The 19007-nt window shown below is 50.1% G+C and carries 16 protein-coding genes; 12 read left to right on the top strand and 4 right to left on the bottom strand.

Features of this window, described 5'->3' with window-relative positions; translation table 11 throughout:
* Positions 1 to 12 precede the first annotated feature (12 nt).
* Positions 13 to 426 carry a DNA mismatch endonuclease Vsr gene (gene vsr, locus AB1757_17620; protein MEW6128861.1) on the top strand — a complete coding sequence of 138 codons (414 nt, stop codon included), beginning with the start codon at positions 13 to 15 and terminating at the stop codon, positions 424 to 426.
* 19 nt (positions 427 to 445) lie between these two features.
* On the opposite strand, the gene AB1757_17615 is transcribed toward vsr, so the two are convergent.
* The 3 genes from AB1757_17615 to AB1757_17605 are packed head-to-tail and all read right to left on the bottom strand — an operon-like array spanning position 446 to position 4862.
* Complete coding sequence (locus AB1757_17615) at positions 446 to 1252, bottom strand: hypothetical protein (GenBank protein MEW6128860.1); 807 nt, start codon at positions 1250 to 1252, stop codon at positions 446 to 448.
* A 47-nt stretch (positions 1253 to 1299) separates the two neighbouring features.
* Positions 1300 to 2550: a hypothetical protein gene (locus AB1757_17610; protein ID MEW6128859.1), complete on the bottom strand. Its 1251-nt coding sequence runs from the start codon at positions 2548 to 2550 to the stop codon at positions 1300 to 1302.
* Entirely contained in the window at positions 2547 to 4862 is a 2316-nt protein-coding gene (locus AB1757_17605) for an ATP-binding protein (protein ID MEW6128858.1), read from the bottom strand. Before AB1757_17605 ends, AB1757_17610 begins: the two co-directional genes overlap by 4 nt.
* 760 nt (positions 4863 to 5622) lie before the next feature.
* Here AB1757_17605 and AB1757_17600 point away from each other — a divergent pair.
* The 4 genes from AB1757_17600 to AB1757_17585 all read left to right on the top strand — a co-directional run bounded on the left by AB1757_17600 (position 5623) and on the right by AB1757_17585 (position 8814).
* Positions 5623 to 6093, top strand: a complete 471-nt coding sequence (locus AB1757_17600) for a DoxX family protein (GenBank protein MEW6128857.1) — start codon at positions 5623 to 5625, stop codon at positions 6091 to 6093.
* A 924-nt stretch (positions 6094 to 7017) separates the two neighbouring features.
* Positions 7018 to 7596 (top strand): Hsp20/alpha crystallin family protein, encoded by a 579-nt coding sequence (locus tag AB1757_17595; protein ID MEW6128856.1) that lies wholly within the window; start codon positions 7018 to 7020, stop codon positions 7594 to 7596.
* A 302-nt stretch (positions 7597 to 7898) separates the two neighbouring features.
* Positions 7899 to 8048: a hypothetical protein gene (locus tag AB1757_17590; GenBank protein ID MEW6128855.1), complete on the top strand. Its 150-nt coding sequence runs from the start codon at positions 7899 to 7901 to the stop codon at positions 8046 to 8048.
* 118 nt (positions 8049 to 8166) lie between these two features.
* Positions 8167 to 8814, top strand: coding sequence for a hypothetical protein (locus AB1757_17585; protein MEW6128854.1), 648 nt, complete (start codon positions 8167 to 8169; stop codon positions 8812 to 8814).
* Between the two features lie 304 nt (positions 8815 to 9118).
* Here AB1757_17585 and AB1757_17580 read toward each other — a convergent pair whose 3' ends face one another.
* The gene (locus AB1757_17580) at positions 9119 to 10093 is read right to left on the bottom strand and encodes a radical SAM protein (GenBank protein MEW6128853.1); all 975 of its coding nucleotides are present in this window, start codon (positions 10091 to 10093) and stop codon (positions 9119 to 9121) included.
* Positions 10094 to 10602: 509 nt separating this feature from the next.
* Here AB1757_17580 and AB1757_17575 point away from each other — a divergent pair.
* From AB1757_17575 to AB1757_17545, 7 genes are all read left to right on the top strand, one after another.
* Positions 10603 to 11049: a BlaI/MecI/CopY family transcriptional regulator gene (locus AB1757_17575; protein MEW6128852.1), complete on the top strand. Its 447-nt coding sequence runs from the start codon at positions 10603 to 10605 to the stop codon at positions 11047 to 11049.
* 14 nt (positions 11050 to 11063) lie between these two features.
* Positions 11064 to 12134, top strand: coding sequence for a M56 family metallopeptidase (locus AB1757_17570; protein ID MEW6128851.1), 1071 nt, complete (start codon positions 11064 to 11066; stop codon positions 12132 to 12134).
* Positions 12135 to 12217: 83 nt separating this feature from the next.
* The gene (locus AB1757_17565) at positions 12218 to 12616 is read left to right on the top strand and encodes a FixH family protein (protein MEW6128850.1); all 399 of its coding nucleotides are present in this window, start codon (positions 12218 to 12220) and stop codon (positions 12614 to 12616) included.
* 3 nt (positions 12617 to 12619) lie between these two features.
* On the top strand, positions 12620 to 13897 hold the full coding sequence (locus AB1757_17560) for a TolC family protein (protein MEW6128849.1): 1278 nt from the start codon (positions 12620 to 12622) through the stop codon (positions 13895 to 13897).
* Positions 13894 to 15264: an efflux RND transporter periplasmic adaptor subunit gene (locus AB1757_17555; GenBank protein MEW6128848.1), complete on the top strand. Its 1371-nt coding sequence runs from the start codon at positions 13894 to 13896 to the stop codon at positions 15262 to 15264. Before AB1757_17560 ends, AB1757_17555 begins: the two co-directional genes overlap by 4 nt.
* A gap of 12 nt (positions 15265 to 15276) precedes the next feature.
* A complete protein-coding gene (locus AB1757_17550; protein ID MEW6128847.1) occupies positions 15277 to 15711 on the top strand; it encodes an EamA family transporter in 435 nt (144 codons plus the stop codon).
* A 16-nt stretch (positions 15712 to 15727) separates the two neighbouring features.
* Complete coding sequence (locus AB1757_17545) at positions 15728 to 18853, top strand: efflux RND transporter permease subunit (GenBank protein ID MEW6128846.1); 3126 nt, start codon at positions 15728 to 15730, stop codon at positions 18851 to 18853.
* The last annotated feature ends 154 nt before the right edge of the window (positions 18854 to 19007 follow it).

The following is a 19007-nucleotide window of genomic DNA, read 5'->3' as shown; positions in this document are numbered from 1 at the left end:
CTGGTTATTCCTATGACTGATACTGTCAGTTCAAGTGTACGTAGCCGCATTATGGCTTCGGTCAAGCAACGGCACACAAAGCCAGAATTACTCGTCCGCAGTCGTTTACATCAACTCGGCTATCGGTTTCGCGTTCAGCGTCGTGATCTGCCGGGCAGTCCTGACATCGTATTGCCGAAATACCGCACTGCCATCTTCGTGCATGGCTGCTTTTGGCATCAGCACAAAGGCTGTTCCAAGTCGCGCAAGCCGACGAGCAATAATGATTATTGGGATCAAAAATTGCTGGAAAACGTAAGACGGGACCGCCGCAAGGTTGCTGCACTAAAAAAGCTCGACTGGCGAGTAATTTTAGTTTGGGAATGCGAAACGAAAGATACTGAAAAGCTTAAAAAGAAGCTCGAAAAAATCGCTCACCTCTATTGAAAATGTATTTATATCATAGTCATAGCTTCAGCTTCTTCGCTCTCGTTAATCTAGAGTATTCGGAGTGCGTGATCTCGGTCAGGTCATGGTTCTGATGTAAATGTCTGAGTTTCGGTTCAGCAATATCTGGATCAGCAACCTCATAATGGTGTTTCTGTCCATCTCTTCTTGAAGTCATTAAGCGATACCAAGATAAAGCATCAAACGGGCGAAAAGGGTGGGCTTCAAAATAATCCTTCACTCCTTCTACTTGACGAAATAAGCTCTGTACTTCCGCAATACCGTATAAACTGGCAATGAAACAAAGCAATAGTGAGACTGAGTCGGTTGCAGGTAAAGGTAATGCAGGATCTGTAAGAGGCAACCATTTTGGACATTTATAGACGAAATCGCTGTCTCTCTTGAATCCTCGAATCAGTTGCACATGGTAGTAATGATGAGTTCCACTTCCTTGACTATTAGACCCTTCAGGAGATTCGTATCGAAAGCCAAAAGCCTTTCCTTTCTTATCTCCTTGTTTTTTGAATAACCCCAATCTAATTTTAACGTCTGGCAAATTACGACTAAAATCGAATTTCAGATGTACCACGGGCTGCGCCCCGGAATCGCTTCGCAACCAAAGATGCTTAGCACCAAACTCACCTGTGATTCTCGGTCTATTCGCGCTCGGTAGCAAAGTGACCATCTCTGCCAAATCACTAAAAGGCGTATAAGCCGCAATCAACTGCCCATCAACCTTCGCGGATTGCCAGTCAATCGCCTTATGCTCCCACAATGTCTTGAATATTTCCGTGAAGAGTCGGATTTGATTATCTACATCTGCCATCTTACTAACCTCTGGTCCAGCACTCTCTTGGTCGAATAAGAGTTACTTCAAACCGAGAACCGTAGGGCAGGATCATACTCTACAGCTTCCAGTGTACCAGCGTATTTTCGTCCGTCTTTCGTGTTCGGGTCGACGACGAAACGGCGGACGAACGGACCAGGAAGGTCGGCTATGAACTCGCGCGTAGCAGATCGAGGTAGAAACCGTGAGACATCTTCACAAAAGACGACGGGTGTCGGCTCCGCTTCCCACGGACGCCCAACTTCAAGAATGGTTTCATTGCCTACGAGCGATTCCCAAAACCAAGCCGAGCGTGACAGCCAATGTTTTACCTGCCAGCGTGCTTCTTTTGTAGATGTCGAGATCACTCCTGCGTCGGCATCACCGCCGAAAACGACTGTCTTGTCAAACGAAGGGGGTTCGCCTTTTGTGCGTTTCAGCAGGCTCGGAAATCGAGACACCAAATGCGGCGCATCTACCAATATGTGTTGAGAAGGGAGAACGATCTCTTCTAACCATTTCGCTACACGCGCCGCAGCGATTCGTGCGACTTGTGCATCGTCGTTCGCACGGTCTTTGCCACGTAGCCCATTGCCGCTTTTCTCAACGAATTCTCGAAAAGTCACTGCACGCACGTCTTCTTGTTTACCTAGGAAAGCCTTGAAAACGCGCGGCAACCCTTCAGCAATTGTTTCAGGAAATCCAAGAGTATCTGTGATGGATTTGTCCAATGCGCCATTTTCCTTGAGCGTAGTCAAACGCTTTTCGAAGTCTACCAACGCACGCGGAATCAAAGGCCAATACCATGGTCGAAAGATTGGTTTCGCCCATTGTTCCTGCCACAACCCGGGGTTCTTCAGTTGCTCAGATGTGAGGTTCAAATCAGCGAAGGATTGTGGCGCACCTTTCAGTGTCAGATCAAAATGATTCGCGCCACGCGCTACGAACTGGTTGACGCCGATAATTAATCTGCACGATGAGTAACAGCGAGCGAGATATGCGACCTCTTCTCCTGTAACAAAAGCATTAGAGAAAGCGGCTAGATCATAATCAACGACAAAAATGTCAGCCTTATCAAAGTTGGTTTTCTTCTCCTTATACTTCTCTTTGCCTTCACGCGCGGCTTGTCGGCGTTGTCGCAGTTCCTCAAGGTCACCCTCGAACTCTTCAGCCGATAAGATATGTGGTTTAAACCCTGCTGCGACCTTTTTCAGAGAAGCTTGCATCTGCTGCGCCAAACCTTCTTGTCCGTCCTCATCGTCAAAGATGTGAATTAGTCGTTGGTTTCGTTGACTCATTTACCCTCCCTCCAAGATAGCTCAAAGGCGGTATTGAATCCTTGGCTCGGTTTAACGAATTGGACGCGACACTGTAACTTCTCAGCAAGCATTCGTACAATCGTCAATCCAAGCCCTGTTCCGCCCAAGCCCAAACCGCGCCGCTCTGGCGAGATTTCGAGTCGCCGTTCGAATGGCTCGAACAATTGTTCGGCTTTCTCCAAATCTACTCCACAACCTGTATCTTCAATGCAAATCATCACTCGTTGACCATTACGCCTGGCGAAAACACCGATCTTACGTTGCTCAACATCAAGCATCGCATTAAAAGCATTGGTAAGGATGTTTTGGAAAAGCGAACTCCACTCGGCAAAGCTTCCTTCTGGTAAGCGGAGCCCATCATCAAACCCTGAGTAGTGCAATGGAATCCCACGCAAAAAAAACTGCATTTGATTCGCAACTTCGTGGAGTAGTGGACTAGCCTTGAACCGTTCTCGGGATTCCCGGCTCTCTTCTGTTACTAAATGGGAATAGAGCTTCCGCGTTTCTCTTGCCCGCTTCACCCATTCATGCAACCTTTGCGCGACATTCAAAACCTGCTGGCGAGCAGAGTGTTCAGCGATTTTGATACCATCAAGCTGGGTAGCTAAGTTGTCGAGTTGGTTAATCTGCCGATTCAATTCATGATCGTATGCCAATGCCGAAATCCCTGCTGTTGCTAGCGCTCCCAGCATTCCGAAACGTTCATCAATTTTACGGATTTCGTGGGATGTTGCTTTTTTGACTGCAGCGAACTGCCGCTGCAATTCCATATAAGCCGTTGCTGGCAGCGCACTTTTTACAGAAGCAATTGCATCACCGAGTTGCTCAATTTCTTCGGCAGCGGTAGGCAGTTTCTTGCGTTTTGCTCGTTCCTCCTGATTTCGTTTTTGTGCGATGATGGAGTAGTAATCCAGCGATGCACGCACTAATTGGCTGAGAGCGATTGTAGCATCATTATTTACCAATCGATCTCTCGTTACCTGCAATTTCAAATAGGGTGTTTTCTTGTCCACCTCACGGATTAATTCCCTGACTTCCGCTTGTGTCAATGTATTCTTCTTTTCCTTCTTGGCAGCGTCTATTGCTTGCTGTATGGCTCTCTGACGCTCGCTGTTAGTATCTATCTTTACCACACCGAACAAACGACGTTGTGTGGGGAGAAAGTTTAAACCGCGTGATACCGATTCCTTCATATCTTTAGGTAAAAGTTCAGATTGTGACTGTCTACGTGCATGATCTCGTTCGATTCCAAGCCAATCTGTATCAGGTCCATAGTAAGGCAAATGAAAGCCTGCATCATAAACATGAACGCCTCCGTATTTAGAAAAATACTTTCGAGCTTCGTCCACTTTGATACCCTTTTTCAATCTATTATTGAGCCGAAAAACGCGAATTTCATATTCTAGGGATCCAATCGACTCTGCATGATTTTGGAAGTCTTCATCCTGAAAAATCTCTTTGTGGATAGAGCGATCAGGAAATTCTACTGTCACCTCTAACACAGGAGACTTTGACTTGCCTGATACGGCTACATCTTTGTACAGCCTGCCAATAATACGAGCTTCCCATTGACTCATTTCTGAAGCCATTAACTGCTCGAAAGCTTTAGCAAAGTCGGCTTCCGGCGTTTCAAGTTCAATTGAAAAAACTTGATGCTGATTTGCTTCCGTTACTGAATTGGCGCGAAATGGTGGTTGCAAAGACCAAACTTCAAGCGCCAAATCTTGGAAGTTTTCTCTACTCCACTGCTGATTCAGACCGCGTAATTTGATCTCTGTCCCCTTTCTGGAGTCGTTAGGGAAAAGCCCTGTCGGGGTTCCTTTGTGCAACCATGCCGTTGCCTCAGTGAGATCGCCAGCAGCAATTGCTTCATCCCAATCCACATTAGCTGAGATTTCCGTTTGTAGATCGAGTTCAGAAACCGAACGAATTTGAATGGATTTGGCGAGAAATTGAACGGCTAGCCTGCCGACCCCTTTTGAGCCGGTCAACGGGCGTCCGAAGTTACGAGAGATACGCAAATCGTGTTTATGTGGCGAGCCGATCCGCATCCAGAATTTACGAAATTCGCCTTCGTCCATCCCATGTCCGTTATCAATGATCTGGATGCAGTCATCTGTGAAGCGGATGACTGCATCATTGGCATCCGCGTCATAGCTGTTTTTGATCAATTCAGCCAATGCGATATGCGGCTTTCCCACCAATCGCTCGCCTAGCTCTCGAAGCAATTCTGATGCGACTGCGAATTTAACTGGCTCGCCTTTCGGTGTATATATCGCTTCAGTAGTCATAAATTTGAGGACTTGTCGAATAGATTTAATATCGAATAATTCTGCTAAACCAACACGCAGAGAGTTGGTACACCATACATAGAAAAAAAGCCCTGTTTATCGGGACTTCGCAACATTGCTTGTACCAATGTCATGCTTTCCGGTTTAGCAACCGGGTAAGGGAAAAGTATTATTACCACAGGAGTGATGGCTCAGTCACTTAAAAAAGGGAGGTCGGATCAAAGCTATATAGCCTAACCGCATCACTCCAGACCCTTTAGTATAATTTTGAGTACCCCCTGTTGTCGTCGAGCCAACCACTTTTTTTGATTCTCCGGTTTTGATGGTCATAGTTGATGTGTAAACCCCATGTGCGACTCTTTTGTGGCATAGTTTCATAAGTTCTTTGTTTTCAACGGCGACACTTTTGGGTTTCAGGCATTCTGAAAGATTTACGGTCAGAAGCCACTGAAAACAAAGCACCAAAAGAGAGTCGCACATTAGGTATTTATAATTCTCCATACAAGACGGGCCAGATTACTAACAATCCGCTTGCCTGATGCACAAAATATCTGGCGTAGCCAAACGTAGCAGCCGAGTCAGTTATCATACATTGAAAGCGTATTGGCAAATAGCCGCCAATGGCTGCCAGGACATTTTTTGTGCATATGAAAAATGCAGAGTGTCTGCCTGCACGCTCAGTGTGGCACTCTCCTTGCGAGATACAGTCAGAAGGATTACTGAATAAAGCACGACTACAAGGCGAAGGAGGATCGTTACAATGCGTAGATTTTTTCCAGAATTTTTAGGAGGTTGGCGCGCAACGGCGTTGCTGTTTATGCGGGCGGTAATGGGTGTGGCTTTCATCCTGCACGGCTTGCCGAAGATACAAAATCCGATGAACTGGATGGATGCGATGGGATTATCCAATGTGCCCGGATTCATTCAGGCACTTGCAGCAGTGATTGAATTCGGCGGAGGGCTGGCTTTGGTATTGGGCTTACTGACACCGTTGGCGGCGCTTGGCATTGTTTGTCAAATGCTGGGGGCGCTTATACTCGTCCATCTGCCGAAGGGCGATTCCTTTGTGGCAACGGCTCCGGGGCAATCCTCGTTTGAGCCTGCACTGGTTTACCTGGCACTCGCGGGATTGCTGCTCGCCGTCGGGCCAGGGCGTTATTCGCTCGATTACTGGTTATTCGGCAGAGGCTCTGCAATCTGGCACGAGAGGCAGACTTTGCGCGAAGTCTAATGCCCGCGAGCGGAGTCAAAGCAAGGCTGCAACGTACCTCTTTACCAGTGAAAGGCTCTTTTCGGTTGCGGTCTTGTCGCCCCCTTCTTCCAGTCGCTTGGCGCGAAAAACATAATCGCCTTGGACGATGTGTGGCTACACGATTCTCTTCTCACTGTTGACCAAGCCCGCAAATCCGGCGGCGTTTTGATTTCGCAATCCGAGGTTGAGATTACACGATAGCGGTGATTGCATCTTCCTGTAGTCTCTTAGGACGATTCCGCTGTATAACACAAATGCAAAAAGATTTTTTTTCCTACATATGCTGTATTACTTTCTCTCTCTCTCTACTGCTTTCGCGACAAGGTAATGTCAAATAGCATTGCTCAATGCGTGGCGAAAAACTTGCCGCAATGATTTCTGAAAAATGATAAACCTGGCAATCGGGTGCAACCGGCATGTTCGTCCTCGGCTGGAACAAGTCACGGTTTGGTATTTTGAATGATTCGGGGAGATAGGAAGGTATTGCACACGTCTCGTCAAGACGCAGGAATCACCTCCCTTTGCAGGTAAGAAATTGCTGCGATAGCTCTTGAGCGTAGCGCGAAATCGTTGCGGTTGATGGCGCTGGCTGGCGCGGTGTTTGCGTTGATTTATTACTACACAAGCGATTCTCTGGTGCATTTTTGGCGCAAAGTCGCGCCAGCCGATGGTGATTAGTTGTTTGTCAAGATGGGCGGGGCGAGCCTCAAAGCATTGGGGGTGAACGGGCGCGCGAAAATCCTGACCAATACGGCAGTACAGAGAGGCGATTTGTGGAAGTGAAGAACCGGTAGACAATGGTGGTTGAGGAAGGCACGGTCATTGCCTCATTCAGCGTCTTTCCGTTGTCTGCACGAACTTGTAAGAAATTGAAATCTCATATGACCAGGGAGGGAAATAATCATGGCTAAAGCCAAACAAAGTCTCGATCCAAAAAGCAGTGAAAGAAATGAACCAAGCGGTCAGCGGCAGCAAGTTTTGACGCGCCGTGAACCCCATTACCCGGCGCTATGGAGCAATAACCCATTCGCGATGATGAATCGCTTCGCTGAGGAGATGGAGCGTATGTTTGACGATTTCGGCATTGGGCGCAGCTTGCCGACGATGCGTTTCGGGCGCGGTTGGGGCGAGTTGGAATCTTCGCAAATGGTGGGGTGGTCGCCGCAGATTGAGGTCTTCGAGCGCGAGGGACAGTTCATTGTGCGCGCCGACCTGCCCGGACTGAAAAAAGACGATGTGAAGGTGGATATCACCGATGACGCGCTAACGATTCAGGGAGAGCGCAAACAAGAGCATGAGGAGGAAGGTGAAGGCTGGTATCGCAGCGAGCGCGGCTATGGCAGTTTCTTCCGCAGCATCCCGCTGCCTGAGGGAATCAATGCCGATGAGGCGAAGGCTAGCTTCCGCGACGGCGTACTCGAAATCTCGATGCCCGCGCCGCAACAACCGCAGCAGCGCCGCCGTCAGATAGAGGTCAGTTAAACTCTGCAAACGCAGATAAGGCTTGCTCAACGACCTGCTACAAAATTCAAGGAACTCTGGATTCCCAACGATACGAATGGCGGTCAGCTTAGCAGGTAATTTTTTCGCGCGCTTTAACGAAATTTTCAGCAGGTGCGGTAACGGTCAATTGTAAACGACCACGCGCAGGTCATCGGGGTTATCAGCCAGTCCGACTTAGCGCGGTAGGGCTGGCAAGAGCGCAATCAGCAACATCGGTTTGCCGGTATGGTGAGTGACATCTCTAACCGTCGACGCCTTATCACGGGAAACGTTGAAAGGTCATGATCAGAAAATTGAAATCAGGCAAGTACCGTCTCTATTCGCGGAAGAAAGACCCGAAGACCGGCAAGCGCCGCAACCTGGGAACTTTCGACACGCGCCTGGAGGCTGAAAAGCACGAGCGCGCGATCCACTATTTTAAGCACAGATAAAACCGGGAGGATAATCAATGATAAATCACTGGATGAACCTGGGAAGGCTGCGGGACGACAGGCAGGCGCGCTGGGGCATACCATAGCAAAATTCTTCGGTGCCGACCCGAAGCGCGAAATGGACGCCGACCTGTTGCGGATAAAAACGCTACTGAAGACCGGACACGCAGCGCATGACGCAGCCAAACCACCACCGGCAGAACAAGGTGGCGCTTACTCATACCGGCACGGCGTAGAAATCTACAAACAAAGGGGAGTTGAAATGACTACTACAAAACAGAAACAAGCGGCAAAGAAGAATGTCAAGAAGGCACAAAAAGCCTGGCAAGAGATGTCTTCAAGGGAACGCGCCAGGGCGCAACCGGAAGGACACGAAAGGCAGAAACCGGGGACGACCGGCGAGGGCGACTATTTCCACATTGAGGTCAGACCCAAGGGAGAATTCGTCACTTTCCGCACCCAGGATGTAGGAGAGAGAGGCGGCATTGAGCGCGTTTCGGGGAAAGGTGAGAGCGGTTCCTGGGACACACAAAAATGGCTAATCAATAAGGAACACGCGCACCTCGAAGACGGCAAGTTGATTCCCGATACAGATGATGCGCGCCAAGTCTTGGAAGTATTGGGGTCGGAGCCAGTCCACATTCGCGGCGACCGCTTCAAAGCCACCCCCAGACCCAATGTGCCGGAGAAGGACAAGCCTACGCCTGCACAAAAAAGGGCGCGGCAGAGCAACATCCAAAAAGCTCAGGCGGCGCGGCGCGCTTGAGCCTGGTTGACCGGTGCAACTTGCTTTTCGACAAAAGCGCCAATGACTTTCCGGCGCAGGCTATCCAACGGTTGCCCGCCAACCTTCCGGGGGTAACGAGCTTAAATTGACTAGAGCGGCTTGCGATTGAGTTTACTCAGCCGCTGTTGAGGAAGCGGTCAAAGACTGCTTCCTCAACTTGAGTAAATCGTTTTGCAAACTGCTATAGCTCTCAAAATAGCGTGGGCACGTTTATCCAATTTTATTTGGAAATTAAGAAGCCTCAGTAGTCCGACTCCTCCCGGCAGCTTTTTCATTTTGCGGGTTATCGGTTTAATACCTTTTTCGTTTTTTTACCAATTCGATCTGAGGCAAAGAAAATCGATTTCACCGGCACAAAACCGAAAAGGCGATATTCACCAACCGCAGTCAAAGCCGCTGATGCCAGGCAACCGCATTGCGAACAATCCGGGTCGCCGCCGAATTGACAAGGGCTAATTCTGCCTTTCAAATCTGCGGTGATGTTCAATGTCGTGCGTGAAAATATGCACTCATCAGGATTTCGTGGCGGCTGGCGATAGCCATTCACCACGGTGTCGGGAAAATAGAGTTTCGGAAAACTTGAACGCAAGCCGACCAATTCATTCAGCACCGCATCGCGCCCGTCCTTTGTAAGAATCTCTTCCCCTTGTGCGCCTTTTTGCGGCGTGAACAGGCTAAAATAGACTCTTTTGATCTCCGGTTTGTCACACCAAAAGGACAAGAACTTTTCAAAATAGCCCTCACGTCCAACCATCTGCCCGGTGATGGTGCAATGAATGGTAATGGCGTGTCCCTGGATGGTTTGTAAAATTCGCTCGTAGGTCGCAGGTTTGCGCCGCTCGTCGTGTTCAGGTTGCAATCCGTCAATGGAAACCACGAGCGAAAGGTCTTTAATCTTGCTCCAGTGCGCGGGGATTTCCCGCACCGCGCTGGTGACGACTTGCACAGAGATGCCCATGTCGCTCAGCTTAGGCAGCAACACGTCAAGTTCGCGGAAACGTACAAGCGGCTCTCCACCAACAATTGAAATATGCAAAGGGCGATGCTTACGGGCAAGTTCTAATACACCATTAATCAGCTCTTGCCCTTTGTAATCGGAGAGTACGCGAAGCGGGCCAAGCTCTCCAAGATGCTCCGGTTCATAAGCATAGCAACCCGGACAACGCAGCGGACATTCACGGGTGATTTCGATGGATAAGGATGGAAATTGACCGTTCAGAATTCTTCCCCAGGCATGAAAAACATCAGATTTTTGCATGAATAAATTATTCCTCTCTCTTGAGCCGTTTATTATACGCAGGTCATCCGACGAATTACCACTGAGCGATTGAAGCGGTTGTAAGGTGATTGGGTATTCATATTGTTGTACCTTATCAATCATCATCCGTTATCAAGTAATAAACCTGTCCAAATTAAAAATGCTTTCAGATAGCTTCCTCGACACTGAATAAAAGCCCCTTCCCTGAGCGACCTTCCGCCAAACAAGAGCATTTTCAGAAAAGGGAAAGGGTCGGGCGCGGATTCATCAATTGAATCGTCTGTGATGCCTTCTCAATCGGTGAAGAGAACCGCCGCCGAAGCGTAACCGAATAGCAAATCCCCTTGCTACCTGACGCGCCGCAACAGAGTGTTGACTGCCGGTGTTTAATTTCCCCCACGGTGAGGCGCAACCTTGCTTCAGTCAAGTTTGACTACCTACTGTAGTTGCACCCCCAGAAAGTTCTCTCTATACTTTCCACTGCCGTAAAACGAACGCGGAGCGAAAGTATGCGTAGCAATCCGAAATTAACCATCAGAGGTTTCAAGCCCGGCGCACGCGGCGCAGCCCATGTACTCGGCGAATTACAAACTACGGTTATGGAAATTTTGTGGCGGGAACCGGGTTTAACAGTGAACGAAGTTGAAGCCCATTTACAACACAAACGCGAGATTGCGCACACCACTGTACTGACGACACTCGACCGCATGCATCGCAAGGGGTATTTAAGACGTGAAAAGCAAGGAAAAGCTTTTGTCTATGAACCCACCTATACGCGCCAGGAATTTGAGCAGCACGTCGCCGAGGAGGTTCTCGGTTCCTTACTTGGACAATTTACCGAACCGGCACTATCGGCATTTGTAGATATTATCGGTGAGGATTCAAAAAAGCTCGATCAGCTTGAAGCGATGATCAAAGAGAAACGGCGCAAACGAAATCAAAAAGCCAGCAAATAAAGAGAGGACGGTGCGTGCTGATTCATACCCTGGAAAATTTCATCCTTTTCAATACCGTATTTGCTCTCGGCGCTTTTCTTGTTGCCTATCTATTAGCGCGTGGCACCGTCAAAGCGCAGCCTTACGCGCTATCGCGAGCCTACACGGGTCTGCTCTTATTCCCACCAGTGCTTTCCGCCTGGCTGGTCGGAGCTTCGCTGCTGCCGGAAGTGATAATGGGCAGGTCAGCTTTTGAAGTTGCACATCCGTCACCGCTACACAAACTGCATTTACTCGGAGAGATTACTGCCAGCCTCGAACCGGCGCTTGCTTACCTGACGCTGCTATTCCTGATTGCCGCCACCGCCTTTGCGGTCATTTCAACCCTGCGCGGTTACTGGCGCATTAACGGTATGGTCAAACGACTGGAGGTGAATGCGTCGCAGCCTTCAACCGAGCAACTGTCTCTGGTTCAAGAAGCGGCAACACGACATGGGATGGAGGTTGGATTGGTGATGAGCAACTATCCCTTTTCTTTCGTCTGGGGATTCACACGCTCGAAACTTATTCTTTCAACCGGATTACTTTGTAAGTTGACGCCTGTAGAACTGATGGGAGTCATCGAACACGAAGCCACACATCACCTGCGCCGTGATAATTTTGCCAAACTGCTGCTCAACATTTGCTGTTACTCTTCATTGGCATTTCCCTTGTCTCGCCTGATTTTAAAATGGCGAGCGATCAATGTAGAGATGATATGTGATGAAGTGGCAGCGGCGCGAACTGACGCGCCCCTGGAAATCGCTGAGGTGTTAATCAAATTAAGAAGGCTCACCTTGCCGAAGAATAACCGCTTACCGATTCAAGTTTCCGGCTCTGCCTTTGTGCCGGATGGGTCGTCACATTTCGAGCATCGCGTCCATCGTTTGGTTGACCTTGCCGATTGTCATCCAGACCCCGAACAGATAGCTCAGATGTCCGGGGTGCGGAAAAAACTGGTGGTATTGGTCGCCGCTTCTTTCATCATCACCCTCATTATCGCTACGCTGTTTGCTCCGCTGGCGGTTCACCATGCCACAGAAACACTCATTCATTTAATCGAATAGAAAGGACGCTTTCATTGAGAATCAGTTACTTCTCTGTCACCTCATCCCCAAAAACTACAGCCTGTCGTTGCAAGCATCTACTGATGCTGTTTTTTCTTGCGTTCGCTTTGACTGCCTGTGGCACAAAAGAGAAAGCCAAAACCGAAGTTGAAGCAGAAGCGTTTGCGCGAACGGAGTTTACCGAACGTCTGGAAAATTACTTTGAATACGAACCACTCAAAGCTGGAAGAGCGAGTCAGTTTTTAATTCATCTGACGGATTTGACAGACGGCTCGCCGGTTGAAAAAGCAGATGTGACGCTGACGGTTCGCTCTCGAAGCGGCGCAGAGGTCGGGCAGACCAATGCCCGTATCGGCAAAGTCACAGGTATTTATGTTGCCGACCTGACGGTCAACAGCCGGGGCGATTACGACATCGAGTTTCACATCAAAAATGACAAACTTGATGAGCGATTGCCTTTAAAAGATTTTCAGGTGGAGTGAAAAATGACCGTCAGAAAAATCTATCGAGCATTCATCGCATTCGCACTTTGCGGTTGTGTTTCAATAACTACCTTGGCGCAATCCTCAACCGCATCGCCGCTCAATATCCTTACTCTTGAAACCGCAACCGAGCAATTCCTCAAACGAAATCTTGCGCTTGAAGCGGCTCGCCTTGAAGTCGGCATTGCCGAAGCAGAAAGAGTAGCCGCGCGGTTGCGCCCACGCCCCGGTTTGACTGTCAGCGCGGAGAATTTGCCAATCTCCGGGCCGACTCCTGCCAACCAACTTCGGGAGACCGGACTAACTTTTACCCAACCGTTTGAAATCGGCAATCAACGCCGCCTGCGTTTGCAACTCGCCGAGCGCACGGTCGCGGTCGCCGAAGCGCAACTTGCCAGCGTGCTCAGCCAACGCCTTTTTGAATTAAAGCGCAGTTTTTATGAAGCGGTGCTGGCGCAAATTGTGCTCACCCTTGAACAAGAGAATCGTGACAATTTCACCGAACTCCTGCGCTTGACAACGGCTCGCTTTCAAGAGGGCGAGGTTTCGGAAAGCGAACTTATAAAGGTCAGGCTTGAGCGTATCAAATTCGATTCAACGCTTGCCAATGCAACGCTTGCTCTGCGGCAGGCAAAGATTCGACTGCTGGAGATATTAGGAGAGAGTGAGTTCGTGCGCACAGAGAATGCAGAAGTGCGCGGAGCATTAACTTTTCGTGAGGTCAGCCTTGACCTCACACAACTGCGCCAGGTTGCCTTGACCAACCGCGCCGATGTGAAGGTCTTTGAAGCAGAAGTTGCGCGCGCCGAATCTGCATTAAGTTTGGAACGTTCTCGTGGCAAAGGCGAAATCACGCCTTACATCGGTTATAAGCGCGTTGGCGTTGACAATACGCTTCTCGGCGGCGTCACCGTGCCGCTGCCTTTCGGCAATCGCAATCAAGGCGGCATCGCCCGTGCTGCGGCGGAAAAGGAGGTTGCCGAAGCCCATCTTAGGCTCACGCGAAACCGAACCCTTGCAGAGGTTGAATCCGCTTATCGCGCCTATGAAACTGCCCGCGACCAGGTGCGCGCATACGAGTCCGGCATTTTGAAACAAGCCGACGAATCACGCGATATAACTCTTTACGCTTATCGTGAAGGCGCTACGGAATTGATAACTCTGCTTGATGCGCAACGCACACGCGCAGAGGTACGCGCCAATTACTACAAAGCTTTGCTTGATTACTACGCCAGCCTCTTTCGACTGGAATTCACGACAGGAATGGAGATCATCAAATGACCACCAAAATTAGCGATGAGCCGCGCGCCGATGAGCGTCCTGAAGAGAATGTGAAGATGCCGAGAACCTACGGCATCAAACGTTGGATTCCAATTGTCATTGTTGGAATCCTTGCCATCGCTCTATTAAGCTTTTTCATTTTTCGCAACCGGTCAAATCAATCGGATGCGCCGGAAACTCCGCCAGCAACAACCGCCACCGGGACGGTGAAGTTTTTGATGGAGCAGCAATGGCTGATTCGTATGAAACTGGCGAAGGTCGAGAAGGTTAATGTGGCACGTCAAATCACTTCGACCGGTCGGGTCATTCCGGCAGCGAATCGACAGGCGCTCGTCTCGCCACCGGTGAGCGGAATCATCAAGGGCGGACAGTTGCCAAGAGTCGGGCAGCGGGTCACCCAAGGTCAAACCATCGCTGTCATCCAGCAAACCGCAACCTCTGCCGAACAAGCCCAGGTGCGCGCCAGCGCCGCTCAGGTCGAGGCGCAGAATGCCCAGGTCGCTGTCGAAAATGCCCGCCTCGAAGGAGAACGTCGCGCCGCCGAGGGTGAAGTCGAATCGGCTCGCGTCCGTCTGGAACTGGCTCAGAAAGAAGCTGAGCGAGCCAATCGGCTTTTTGAAAATAAGGCAGCATCACAAAGACAGGTACAAACCGCCGAAGCTGAACGCGATGTGGCGCAAGCGGCATACAATGCTGCCATTAAACGCCGCGATGCGCTCGCATCAGCTAAACCAGTGATGCCCGGAAAGGTGAACGTCGGTAGCGCCAATTCAAGCTATAGTGTGCGTGCGCCATTAAGCGGCTATGTGACCAAAGTCAATAAAGCGATGGGCGAGCAGGTCGCAACCGGTGAAGCTATCATAGAGGTCAGTAACCTCGATGTAGTGTGGATTGAAGCGCCAATCTTTGAACTTGATTTAAGAAGGCTGGGCAATTATGCCTCAGCTACGTTTACAACCGCCGCTTATCCCGACCAGGAGTTTACCGGCAAGGTGCTCGACGTTGGCGCGGTGATTGATGAACAGACTCGCGCGGCAACGGTTATCTTTGAAGTTCCGAATGCCAGTCGTGCCTTACGCATCGGGATGCAGGCAAACGTGCGCCTTGATGCCGGTGAATCGGTGGATGCGATGATGATTCCCAGGGAAGCCGTGCTTGAACACGAGGGCAAACAGATTGTCTATGTGCTGCTATCCGGCGAAGAATTTCAACGCCGCGAAGTGACCCTCGGCGATGAATACGGAGACCGTGTTGCGGTGCTTTCAGGATTGAAAGCCGATGAGCGGGTCGTCACTCAAGGCGCGCTGCAACTCAAATTGCAGGAACTCAGACCGGCAGACGCGGGCGCACACACCCACGAAACTTAATTCAGGTGATATATGGAAAAATGGTTCGGGTATGCGGTTCTCGCTGCCGTGCTCTATGGACTACATCAAGTTTTTACCAAACTTGCTTCAGCTCGCATTGGCGACGGCGTAGGCGGTTTTGTAGTGGAGGCTGTGGCAATGTTGACCATCGCCCTTTATTTAGTCTGGCAGTGGTTTTTCGGCGAGTGGAAACAAACCGTCACCGGTTCTGGAATAGCCTATTCAATGCTTACCGGAATTTGCGTCGGTGCAGGAACCATTGCGTTTTTTCTGCTGTTTCAAAAGGGCGCGCCGCTTTCCATCGTTCCGACCGTTTTAGCTATCGGAGCAGCGTTGATGGCAATCATCGGACTTGCGCTTTTTAAGGAGCCATTCAGTTGGCAACGGGTTTTAGGCATTGCGCTTTCGTTGCTCGGTCTTTTTCTTTTGAGACAGTCATCAGATTGATAAACAACCCCATATTATGCTGAACAGAATTATTCAATGGTCTCTGCAAAATCGCCTGCTGGTGCTGGTCGCCGCAGTGGCGTTGTTGGTTTATGGCGGGATTGTCGCTTCTCAAGCTCACGTTGATGTCTTCCCGGATTTGACTGCGCCAACGGTAACGGTACTGACGGAAGCGCATGGACTAGCGCCCGAAGAGGTTGAATCGTTAATTACCTTACCGATTGAATCGGCAATGAACGGCACAGCAGGCGTCTTTCGCGTGCGTTCCAACTCAGCCATTGGCATTTCCATCGTCTTCGTTGAATTTGAGTTTGGCACAGACATCTACCGCGCTCGCCAATTGGTCACTGAAAAACTTCAACAGGTGCGAATGCCGGCAGGAGTTTTGCCACCCACATTGGGACCCATCTCTTCGACGATGGGCGAAATCATGTTGATTTCAATGACCAGCAAACAAACCTCGGCAATGGAATTGCGCTCGCTTGCCGATTGGGTGGTGCGTCCGCGACTCTTGGGCGTCTCCGGCGTATCGCAGGTGATGATCATTGGCGGAGAGACCAAACAGTTTCAGGTTCTGGTCGATCCGGCGAAACTCGCGGACTATAAGCTGACGCTCGAAGAGGTAACAAAAGCCGTCGAAGCCTCGAACGCCAACGCATCGGGCGGCTTTCTTGAACGTCCCAATGAAGAGTTTTTGATTCGCGGTCGCGGTCGCATTTATTCTGTTGAAGACCTTGAAAATTCGGTTATCACAGTGCGTGAAGGTGCGCCGATTTTGATCAAACAGGTTGCCACGGTGCAATTGGGCGCGGCGCTCAAACGCGGCGACGGCAGTTTCAACGCCCAATCCGCTGTCGTTGCGACCATTCAGAAACAGCCGAATGCCAATACTCTTGAGTTGACCGAAAAGATCGAACAGTCACTTGCTGCCCTGAAAACCACGCTGCCGCCCGATGTCACCATAGACACCAAAGCCTTTCAGCAAGCCGACTTCATTAAACGAGCGGTTGGTAACGTACAGGAATCGCTCATCGAAGGCGGCATCATGGTCACGGTTATCCTCTTCCTGTTTTTATGGAATTTCCGCACCACATTCATCAGCCTGACAGCGATTCCCTTATCGCTGCTCACTGCCGTTCTGGCGATGAGTTATTTCGGTATCACCATCAACACCATGACGCTTGGCGGTTTAGCCATTGCCATCGGCGAGTTGGTTGATGACGCGATTGTCGATGTCGAGAATGTTTTTCGCCGACTTAAACAGAACAACCATTCACCAATGCCCGAACCAACGGTTAGTGTCATCTTCAAAGCATCCAGTGAAATCCGAAATTCGATTGTCTTTGCCACACTCATTATTGTGCTGGTCTTTCTGCCGCTCTTCAGCCTGGGCGGTTTTGAAGGACGCATGTTTGCGCCGCTCGCCTTTGCTTACATCATTTCGATTGTCGCTTCCTTAATTGTTGCGCTCACGGTCACCCCGGTGCTTTGTTACTTCATGCTCGGTCGCGCTGCGGTGTTGAAACATGAAAATGATTCCAGACTGGTCACCTGGCTCAAGGCGCGTTATGCGCGGACGTTGAACTGGACACTCAGGCATCCATATAAAATCATCGGCGCATCAGCGGTGATGTTACTTATTGCAGTCGTCCTCTTTCCATTGATGGGCAGAGAATTTCTTCCGCCATTCAACGAGGGCGCTTTAAACATTAACGCCAGCCTTCCTCCCGGCACTTCTTTGCAGGAATCAAACCGCATCGGAAATATCATTGAAACGGCGCTCCACGAAGTTCCCGAAATTATTTCAACAACCCGCCGCACGGGTCGCGCCGAACTTGATGAACATGCGGCGGGCGTCAACAGCAGCGAAATTGAGGTGGTTACTAAACAAGGCGACCGCCCGCATGCCGAGATGATGGAAGAGGTCAGACAGAAACTATCGCGAATCCCCGGCATCACGGCTGAAGTAGGACAGCCGATTTCCCACCGCATCGACCATCTGCTTTCAGGGACGCGCGCGCAAATCGCCATCAAACTTTTCGGTTCAGACCTCGCGACGCTACGTACCAAAGCCAACGAGGTGCGGGATGCGATGGCTGGCGTGGAAGGCATTGTTGACTTGTTAGTAGAGCCGCAAGTCGGTGTGCCGCAAGTGCAAATCAATATGAACCGGCAGGCAGCGGCGGCGGTTGGATTACGCGCCGAAGACTTAGCAGAATCTGTTGACGTGGCGTTCAACGGCGAAGCGGTTTCCCAAGTCCTGGAGGAACAGCGCACCTATGACGTTATTGTTCGCTTTAATGATTCGGCGCGCAGGTCTTTGGAATCCATCAGCCGCACCTTGATTGATACCCCAACTGGAACCAAAGTGCCTATCGGACAGGTTGCAGAGGTCAGGACAGACCAAGGTCCTAATACCATCAACCGCGAGAATGTGCAGCGCCGCATCATCATTCAAGCCAACGTCGCCGACCGGGATTTAGGCAGCGTGATTGCTGACGTGCGCGGGTCAATCAACGAGAAAGTTCAATTGCCGCAAGGTTATTTTGTGCAGTACGGCGGGCAGTTCGAGTCACAGGAGAAAGCTTCGCGGCAGATCACCTGGCTTTCTATGGTTGCCATCGCCGGGATATTTCTATTGCTTTACATTGCTTTGAAGTCAATGCGCTCGGCGTTATTGGTGATGGCGAATCTGCCGCTGGCGTTAATCGGTGGAGTGGTGATGGTTTTTCTTTCCGGCGGCACCTTGTCGGTGGCATCGCTTGTCGGGTTTATCACCCTCTTCGGTATTGCCACGCGCAACGGCATCATGCTGATCAGTCATTATAAACATCTGATGGAAGAAGAAGGCGTAAATTTCCGCGATGCGATTGTGCAAGGTTCGATGGAGCGATTAAGCCCGATTCTGATGACGGCTTTGGTCACTGGCGTCGGACTGATTCCACTTGCACTTGGCACGGGACAACCGGGCAAAGAGATTCAGCAGCCAATGGCGGTCGTCATTCTTGGTGGCATTGTGACATCAACCTTTCTCAATATGATTGTCATACCGGCGCTTTATCTAAAATTCGGGCGTGCCAAATCACGTTTAAAATCCGCAGAGTATCCTCGTGAAGAGGATTGGGTTTCAGCCAGCGATTAAATCGGCAACGATCAATTTCGTTTTTATACGAAGAGGCATAATCCACGACATCACAAAACTGAATGGCAAAAACAGAGGTGAAGATACCGATTTCGGGTGCGATTAAAAGTGGGACTTCGCGCAATCAATCCAAGGCTACATCCACAGCACTATT

The sequence above is a fragment of the Acidobacteriota bacterium genome, assembly GCA_040754075.1.
In the GTDB taxonomy this organism is placed as follows: Bacteria; Acidobacteriota; Blastocatellia; order UBA7656; family UBA7656; genus JBFMDH01.
This window is presented reverse-complemented; position numbering and strand designations above follow the sequence as displayed.